This is a genomic window from Nostoc sp. CHAB 5715, assembly GCF_020829685.1.
In the GTDB taxonomy this organism is placed as follows: Bacteria; Cyanobacteriota; Cyanobacteriia; order Cyanobacteriales; family Nostocaceae; genus Nostoc.
In genome coordinates this window covers 1-6,354 of record NZ_JAIVFR010000399.1, presented here as the reverse complement: position 1 = coordinate 6,354, position 6,354 = coordinate 1, and the positions used below count along the sequence as shown (strand labels likewise).

The following is a 6,354-nucleotide window of genomic DNA, read 5'->3' as shown; positions in this document are numbered from 1 at the left end:
GGCAGCAATTTATTTTTACAAATACCTGTGAGTGTAATGCGAGTTTTAGTGACTAATGACACAGAATTCGCTGGCATAGAGCCATTATCTTTAGAAAAGATTAAGCAGGATTTCACAATTTTAGGAGTACGGGTTAATCAAATCGTGCCCCGATTGTTGGAATCCTTGTTTAGGATTAATACAGATTCATAAGAATACACGGGATGCGGGAAACTCAGCTTTTCAAAGCTGAGAGGGAAGCGGCACGAGCGACTTTAGTCGCAGTGGTATTTATGTATTCACTAATGACTAATGACTAATGACTAATGACTAATGACTAATTACCGTTGAAGTTAAAATAAAGGAATGAGAAACTATGGCTCAAATTCCAGCTTCTAGCGATCGCCAATTTTCTGCTGATACTGAAATTTGGTATAGCCTCAAATGTGCGATCTCCACTAGTTCCGGTTTTCAACGTTGGCAACTAGAACGCAATGCTCAATTACACGGAATTCGCTTGGAACAGCAGGTACAACGGTATTTAAGGGAAACTTTAGAAACTTTAGCTTACTAAACACCAAATAAATTTTGTAGGCTTGTTTGCAAGCGACGAAGTTGACGGTATGCACCCTGCAAGCGTTTTCCATCAACTTCGACTTCATTTGTGGGATAATTCTTAACAATTTCGATTAACGACACCTGCCCGTCTTGACTCGCAGAAAGTACCAAAGCGGCTCGCAAAGCCTGCCGATCTGCTCTGTGAGACGGTGTATAAATAACTTGACTAATTTGATCTAAAATAATATTACCAATCTGGCTATTCAGCACTCTATCTAAAAATACAAGGTTTACCTTCACCGGCTCCGTCAAATACTGACGGATGACTTTAGGATCTTGTCGCGCCAAAGCAAAATTAACTCGTAGTGAACGTGAAAGTTCACCTGTTTGGGCAAAGGTGGATAGCTCCTCCACTGAAAGTGATTCACGGAAAATACCATAATTTAGCATCACTCGTTCCGCAGCAAAGACAGGAGTGGACAAAAGTAGAAGACAGGTACTACCTAATACAAGTAAGGCGCGACGCAGCCCCAAAAATTTAAAACGCATTTCTTTCCATTTCCAATAGGTTTGATTTTCCTGTAATGATATTCCAGCAAAATTATTTGCAGCATCTAGCTTTAGGGAATACAAAAATAGGACTTACGCACTGTAGAAATGCATCGTGATGTGCATTACCTAAAATAGGAAGTTTTCAGGCTTTTCTTAATTATCCTGCGATCGTAAATATAGCGCTTCTCGCTTGAGTCCAATACAGACCTAACAAGAACAGCCCCTTAAGAGCTAGCGTTGGGGAGCAAGATTCAAAGCCTCTCTCCTTTTAGGAGAGAGGAATGGAAGTGAGGTCAAAGTGTATTGCTTCCATTCGAGAACCGCTATAGACCATGCTGTAGGGGCACGAGCCAGCTCATACGTGTCAACTTAACGTAAAAGCCATGTCCCGCAAGGAACTGAAGTTCCTTGCTAATAGCGAAACTCATCTCTTGATGACTAAATATAGCCAAAAATCTTTAGTCTACTTTAGTAGACTTTAGCTATTAGCCTTTTAGTTCTAGGCGGGTGAGGAAGGCAACAGTTAAGCTATCTATAGCTTAGAGGATGTTTGAAAAGTCCTCAAGCGTGTGTTTCACTACCCTGGTTACCGAGAAACTGCCACGAGATAATCGGAGTTTTGGGATTTGAGATTGCGCCCCTGAGTTGCACTTGAAGCTCAAGCCGACCCTTTTCAAACAACCTCTTAGAAAATGGTAGGCGTATTTACGCCGACGGTACTAGTAAAATTTTCTAAATAAAATAATATAACTAATGTATAAGTTCTGTGATCTATCTAAGGAATTTAGCTGAATCAGTGGTAATCATCCAGTATAGTTTTGCATGGGTTTTACAGCAGCTACAAAGCTGCTACCTTTAACCTTGTTTGACATACCGTAATTCAGCACATCACAGACTCAAAAAATGAAATACCGGGGTTTTCACACTTCTCTAGCGGAGAATTTTCGCCTTCTTTCTAGCAGTCATCTGAGATATACTTTACGCTTGGGAGCCAGACTAACGGCAATGCTGGTTGTCTCTAGTGGGTCAATACTACTACCTGATGAGGTTAATGCTGGTGCGACTCATCCAGAAGGTATCGCCCCAACTCTCACAGCGCAAGCTCCTGCAACAGCCGCAGCGATTTACGTTAATCCAGCAACTGGTGCAGATAGTGCTGGTGCTGGTACAACATCAACTGCACCCTACAAAACCATAAGTTTCGCTCTAAGTCAAGCCCAACCAGGTGCAGTTATTCAATTAGCACCTGGAAACTATAACCAAGAAAGTGGTGAAACCTTCCCGTTGTTGCTCAAACCAGGGGTGACACTGCGGGGTGATGAAGCTACTAAAGGTCAGGGGATATTGATTACAGGTGGAGGTTTCTACACTAGTCGTACCTTTGCCAGACAGGACATTACCATCCTTGCCGAGCAAGATACCACGATCACTGGTGTCACCGTCACCAACCCAAATAGCCGGGGTACGGGTGTGTGGGTGGAGTCAACTAATCCGATTATCAAAAACAGTACTTTTACTAACAGTGTTAGAGAGGGTGTTTTTGTCACGGGTACAGGCAATCCCAAAATCGAAGGTAATCTCTTTGTGCAAAACAAAGGCAATGGGATTTCAGTTGTTAGAGGTGCTCAAGGAGAAATTCGGAATAACTTATTTCAAGATACTGGTTTTGGTCTAGCGATCGGTGGCACTTCCACACCCCAAATTGTGGAAAACCAAATTGTCCAAAACCAGGACGGTCTTTATATCTCCGAATCAGCAAAGCCCGTATTGCGTAAGAATGTCATTCAGAACAATAAGCGGGATGGTGTAGTAGCAACTGTTAACGCTTTACCTGACCTTGGTACCAACGAAAATCCTGGTGGTAATCTTATTCGCAATAACACTCGTTATGATGTGAACAACGCCACTAAAACCGGTCAAATTATCGCTGTTGGCAACGATATTGATCAGAAAAAGATTTTCGGCTCAGTAAATTTCGTTGCTGCAACTGTTGACGCACCCCCTGGAGGGGCTGTCGCCTTTAAAGATGTACCAGCAAATTACTGGGCAAAAACCTACATCGAAGCTTTAGCTTCCCAAAATATTATTGCTGGTTTTCCTGATGGCAGCTTTAAACCCAATGATCCTGTAACCCGCGCTCAATTCGCCACTATTATCACTAAAGCCCTAACACCACCAAACAAACGCACAGCAATTAAATTTAAGGATGTAGCAAGCAATTTCTGGGCTTACACTGCAATTCAATCTGCTTACCAAAGTGAATTTGTTTCTGGTTATCCTGATGGAACTTTTAAGCCACAGCAGCAAATTCTCAGAGTCCAGGCGTTAGTATCTTTAGCTAATGGTTTGGGCTTAACTGCGAATAATCAGGATGTCCTTTCCTTTTACACCGATGCTGCCCAGATTCCTAAGTATGCGATCGCTCCTGTTGCTGCGGCAACTGCACGGCAACTAGTGATCAACTATCCCACAGCCAAGCAACTCAATCCTAATCGTGAAGCGACTAGAGCCGAAGTTGCTGCCTTTGTTTACCAAGCACTTGTCAATGCTGGACGTGCCCAACCAATTCCTTCATCTTATTTGGTAACTGTTCAGTAAATGCCTAGTACCGCATGGCGGAAGTCAAAAATCAAAAGTCAAAAGTCAAAAAGCTTATAAGGCAGACTTTTTGGTGATTTGGAATGGGTGGTTTATATCATGTCCGCTTGATTGCTTATTAAACCCAAAGAACCCCACCCCGCCAAAGCTACGCTTTGTCTCCCCTCCCGAAGAGCGGGGAGGGGCTGGGGGTGGGGTGTAATGGCTGTGGTTAGCATAACTATTTATGCGGACATGATATTATTTCCGCCGTGCTGTACTGTACTAGTTAGCAAATTGGAAGCGCCAGACTAACAAATTATCAGTCTGGCGCTTTCAATATTGTGAGTTTTATTAATTTTAGGGGTTTTTAAATATAAAAAATTAACAGCAAAATTTCTCCCTTCAGGAATTAGGATTTTTACCCGATTGGGGGCGTCGTTGCCGACGCTGTTCCCAACGCCAAAGGAAGACCATTAGGGCAACTATTCCTACTTGGAGAGCTAAACTTGGCATTGCACTCTCAACATTGCGTCCGGCAAGCACTTGGAAAAAAAAGACGAATGCGCCAATCGAGCCAGAAGCACCGAAAGCGATGTAGAGAAATTGTCGTAAGCCGCGATAAGGAGCGGCTATTTCTGCTTTGAGGCTGGCGTATTGTTCAGGGTTAAGGCGATTTTTGCGATTTTGATCTACCATGATTAAATCATGTTATACTCTTAGATTGTGTACGCCGATGTGGCTCAGTGGTAGAGCAGCTGATTCGTAATCAGCAGGCCGTGGGTTCAAATCCCATCATCGGCTTTGATAAAAGTATTGCTCAACACTAAAGTTTGACATAAATCAAGTGTACAGTGACTAATTATTTGTCGTCGGTGACAGATTAATATCATTTTGACAAATTATAGCAATCCGATTTGATTTCTGAACTTCTTTGTGTAGGCAGGGAGTAGGGAGTAGAGACGCGATTAATCGCGTCTCTACTAGGGAATCAGCCTTTTCGAGTTGAGGGCGAGTTATTTCAAAAATCAAATAGGAGTCCTATATTGTCATCAAACCTAGTAATTCGCTTCCATATTTACTGGTGACAAGTTATTGTCATCTTTCTGAAAAGCAACAATTTATATTGGGTGCATCCCAGTTTTTATTTTTTAAGGAGAAAATAATTGTCATTGCGAACGCGAGTGCGTCTCGTAGAGAAGGTATCGCTTCTTTAACAAATTACGAATTACTTTGGTGTAATTGTCCCGTCATTCTGAGCTTGTTTAATCGCTCGTTTCAAAATTAACACTGCCATCTGAGACAAAGAACGCTCCTGTGCATCAGCCAATTGTTGCAGGGCTTCTTTGTCTTCTTCTTCCATATAAAGAGTTACTGTTACTTTTCCCATGTCGTTATTATAAGCAATATTGTGTATTTTTATATTAAAAAAACTAAAATAAATATATTTACATAAAAACACACTAATTATATGTATAATTACAGATAAGTCAAAAGCCAGCCATCAACTTTCTCAGGGACGATGCTGGCTTTTGTCCCCCCTATCACAGGAGACATATACAATGTTAAAGCCTGTTAGCTACAAAACAGATGAACACAGAGCTTATCAACAAGCTTTCGATGATTTCGGCATCACAGAATTACTAGCAAAGCTCAACAACTACTCTGACGCTGACTTTGATAGCACCTGGATACAACTCCAGCAGCAAGAAATAGAAAGCCTAGCTGCGATTCTGATATCTGGGTTAACTCATAGCATCAATGGTAAGTTGATTGCTGATTATCTCAATCTCATCCGGCACTGTCACCAAGATATAGTCCCAGGCTTGATTAATCTGAAATACCCAGATGCATCTATTGAGCTTCCTGTCAACTTTCCTGATGTAGCCAAGACACCCAGATTTTTATATGGCGATCGCTTGCGTTGGCTCTCTGCCCAAAGTGATACTGACTGGGGCATTGTCATTGGTCGATTTTATAGCAATGCTTGCGATCGCTGCTGCTGGAGTTGGTGCTACCTGATTTGGTTGAGCAAAGAGAGCCAGAGTGCTGCTTGGACATCTGCCGATATTGCTTGGGAAGAAGATTTAGAACCAATCAGCGAGGAGACAAAGTTATGAATCCTCATCCACTCAAGCAGCGAGAGCAAGATTTGATGCAATTCTACAGTTATTGTCAATTGGGTATGACTCCCCAGCAGTTTTACTCCAAATGGCAGGTAAACCACGAACAAATGGCTCAGATTTGCTCTCGTTCCCTGTTCACAGTTCGACGCTGGTTTGCTAGAGTTGACATCTACCCCAGCCCTAAAGGGCGGGGATTCTAAGAAGTTGCCTTCTTAGGTTTCCTCTTTCTACGACTCAACTTACTTGGAGGAGTTTCCTCACCCACGCAGAGGTCGATGTCTCCAGAGGCGATTAACGTTCCTGTGTGCCCCACAGTACGGAGTCCAATCTCAAGTATGTTCAAAGCAGCATTCCAATCTCGGTCTTGGATGTGTCCACAATGAGGGCAGACATGAGTTCTAGTGCTAAGAGATTTTTTCACAACCTCACCACAATTAGAACAATTTGCGGAATTCTTGCGCTAATTGCCAAGGTAGAGGCACAGCATTGCTCATTAGTGTCAACTTAAGTAAAAGCCATGTCCCGCAAGGAACTTAAGTTCCTTGCTAATAGCAAAAGTAAT

8 protein-coding genes, 1 tRNA gene and 2 pseudogenes are annotated in these 6,354 nt (G+C 42.4%); 6 read left to right on the top strand and 5 right to left on the bottom strand.

What is annotated here, in order from left to right:
• A pseudogene (locus LC574_RS21305) lies at nucleotides 1–192 on the top strand (low-complexity tail membrane protein); the annotation flags it as partial.
• Between the two features lie 163 nt (nucleotides 193–355).
• Nucleotides 356–553: a hypothetical protein gene (locus LC574_RS21300; RefSeq protein ID WP_229455476.1), complete on the top strand. Its 198-nt coding sequence runs from the start codon at nucleotides 356–358 to the stop codon at nucleotides 551–553.
• Here the strand turns inward: LC574_RS21300 and LC574_RS21295 are convergent.
• Nucleotides 550–1,086, bottom strand: coding sequence for an alpha/beta hydrolase (locus LC574_RS21295; RefSeq protein ID WP_229455474.1), 537 nt, complete (start codon nucleotides 1,084–1,086; stop codon nucleotides 550–552). The genes LC574_RS21300 and LC574_RS21295 overlap by 4 nt on opposite strands.
• A gap of 906 nt (nucleotides 1,087–1,992) precedes the next feature.
• On the opposite strand from LC574_RS21295, the gene LC574_RS21290 reads away from it, so the two are divergent.
• Nucleotides 1,993–3,687, top strand: coding sequence for a DUF1565 domain-containing protein (locus LC574_RS21290; RefSeq protein WP_229455473.1), 1,695 nt, complete (start codon nucleotides 1,993–1,995; stop codon nucleotides 3,685–3,687).
• A 384-nt stretch (nucleotides 3,688–4,071) separates the two neighbouring features.
• Here the strand turns inward: LC574_RS21290 and LC574_RS21285 are convergent, their stop codons facing one another.
• On the bottom strand, nucleotides 4,072–4,365 hold the full coding sequence (locus LC574_RS21285) for a DUF3493 domain-containing protein (protein ID WP_229455472.1): 294 nt from the start codon (nucleotides 4,363–4,365) through the stop codon (nucleotides 4,072–4,074).
• Nucleotides 4,366–4,398: 33 nt separating this feature from the next.
• On the opposite strand from LC574_RS21285, the gene LC574_RS21280 reads away from it, so the two are divergent.
• A tRNA-Thr gene (locus LC574_RS21280) sits at nucleotides 4,399–4,470 on the top strand.
• A 54-nt stretch (nucleotides 4,471–4,524) separates the two neighbouring features.
• On the opposite strand, the gene LC574_RS21275 is transcribed toward LC574_RS21280, so the two are convergent.
• Nucleotides 4,525–4,698, bottom strand: a complete 174-nt coding sequence (locus LC574_RS21275) for a hypothetical protein (protein ID WP_229455470.1) — start codon at nucleotides 4,696–4,698, stop codon at nucleotides 4,525–4,527.
• 196 nt (nucleotides 4,699–4,894) lie between these two features.
• Nucleotides 4,895–5,056 carry a ribbon-helix-helix protein, CopG family gene (locus LC574_RS21270; protein WP_229455469.1) on the bottom strand — a complete coding sequence of 54 codons (162 nt, stop codon included), beginning with the start codon at nucleotides 5,054–5,056 and terminating at the stop codon, nucleotides 4,895–4,897.
• 172 nt (nucleotides 5,057–5,228) lie between these two features.
• Here LC574_RS21270 and LC574_RS21265 point away from each other — a divergent pair, with 172 nt between their 5' ends.
• The gene (locus LC574_RS21265) at nucleotides 5,229–5,786 is read left to right on the top strand and encodes a hypothetical protein (protein ID WP_229455468.1); all 558 of its coding nucleotides are present in this window, start codon (nucleotides 5,229–5,231) and stop codon (nucleotides 5,784–5,786) included.
• Nucleotides 5,783–5,992, top strand: a complete 210-nt coding sequence (locus tag LC574_RS21260; RefSeq protein WP_229455467.1) for a hypothetical protein — start codon at nucleotides 5,783–5,785, stop codon at nucleotides 5,990–5,992. The genes LC574_RS21265 and LC574_RS21260 overlap by 4 nt, the downstream gene beginning before the upstream one ends.
• On the opposite strand, the pseudogene LC574_RS21255 reads toward LC574_RS21260, so the two are convergent.
• Nucleotides 5,989–6,243 (bottom strand): annotated as a pseudogene (locus LC574_RS21255) (zinc ribbon domain-containing protein); the annotation flags it as partial. The gene LC574_RS21260 and the pseudogene LC574_RS21255 sit on opposite strands and share 4 nt — an antisense overlap.
• Nucleotides 6,244–6,354: the final 111 nt, after the last annotated feature.

Bases quoted from the DNA above. Each gene is read 5' to 3' on its own strand.
- LC574_RS21270 (WP_229455469.1), bottom strand. From the start codon at position 5,056: ATGGGAAAAGTAACAGTAACTCTTTATATGGAAGAAGAAGACAAAGAA.
- LC574_RS21260 (WP_229455467.1), top strand. From the start codon at position 5,783: ATGAATCCTCATCCACTCAAGCAGCGAGAGCAAGATTTGATGCAATTC.
- LC574_RS21295 (WP_229455474.1), bottom strand. From the start codon at position 1,086: ATGCGTTTTAAATTTTTGGGGCTGCGTCGCGCCTTACTTGTATTAGGT.
- LC574_RS21285 (WP_229455472.1), bottom strand. From the start codon at position 4,365: ATGGTAGATCAAAATCGCAAAAATCGCCTTAACCCTGAACAATACGCC.
- LC574_RS21265 (WP_229455468.1), top strand. From the start codon at position 5,229: ATGTTAAAGCCTGTTAGCTACAAAACAGATGAACACAGAGCTTATCAA.
- LC574_RS21300 (WP_229455476.1), top strand. From the start codon at position 356: ATGGCTCAAATTCCAGCTTCTAGCGATCGCCAATTTTCTGCTGATACT.
- LC574_RS21290 (WP_229455473.1), top strand. From the start codon at position 1,993: ATGAAATACCGGGGTTTTCACACTTCTCTAGCGGAGAATTTTCGCCTT.